This is a genomic window from Bradyrhizobium sp. SHOUNA76 (assembly GCF_023006445.1).
Lineage (GTDB): Bacteria > Pseudomonadota > Alphaproteobacteria > Rhizobiales > Xanthobacteraceae > Bradyrhizobium.
The window spans coordinates 1-966 of record NZ_JALBHA010000971.1; the positions used below are offsets into that span (position 1 = coordinate 1).

Sequence of the window (966 nt, forward strand, 5' to 3'; positions counted from 1 at the left end):
GCCACCGCAGTGTTGGCGCGGCCACGCGGATTGCGTGCCAGGGCCACTTGCGACGAGCCGGTCAGCGTCACCGTGGTGTTGAGCACGCCTTGCTGCTGCACCAGCGCATAGAGCGTCGAGGCATTCTGGCGCGACAGACGCACGCAGCCATGGGAGGCGGGCGAGCCGAGGCGGCCAACCGAGTCCGTGCCGTGGATGGCGTGACCTACTTTCGTGAAGAAGATCGCGTGCGGCATCGGCGCGTCGTCGAATTCCTTGGAGTAGTGATCCTCTTCCATCCGGAAGGTACGGAACGCGCCGCTCGGCGTCTCGCGCGAGGGGATGCCGGTCGACACCGGCCAGTGATAGCGCGCCACGCCGTCGACGGCGACGGTCATCTGCTGGTTGTCCTTGTCGACGGTGATCTCGACCTTGGCCTGCGCGGTGCCCGCGCTCAAAAGCATCAGGGATGTGAAAGCAATGAAAAATGAACGCATCTGGAAACGCATTTGAATTCTGGCCTCCGGCCTGTTCACGCTAGGCGCCGCGGCTCTCCGTCCCGGCGTGCAATATGCCTGCAATCCGGCTTTGGTTCCAGCGGCCTGCCTGCCCATCGTTAACGCGACGGCGGGCGTAAGCAAGGCCGCTTTGTGCCGCGTAGCTTGCGGCGGCGCTGACATTTTCGCGAGCGGCGCGGGTGCACCACGCCGACAATTCGTCACAAAGGCGCAACCATTCCGCCGCTCGGTGCGTTGATGATCGCCTACCTTTGACAGGCGCGCTCGCCGCCATTCACCCCGCATCATGCCCTGGGACCGAAGATGAACAAAGCCCGTCTCGCCGCCGCGCCATTGCCGGCCAGTTTGCCCGGCCGCCTGCTGTTCGCAGCTGCCGCCCTTCTGCTCGCGCTGTTGTCACAGCCGCAATCCGGCCACGCCCAGTGCATCGTGCGCGGCGCCCAGGAAGGCTCCTATGAAGGTAACCGGA

The 966-nt window shown here is 65.1% G+C and carries 1 protein-coding gene; it reads right to left on the minus strand.

All coding sequences use genetic code 11. From position 1 onward, the window contains the following. The coding region (locus tag MOV74_RS39050) for a L,D-transpeptidase (protein WP_246932932.1) at positions 1-476 on the minus strand (476 nt) is incomplete at its 3' end. Positions 477-966: the final 490 nt, after the last annotated feature.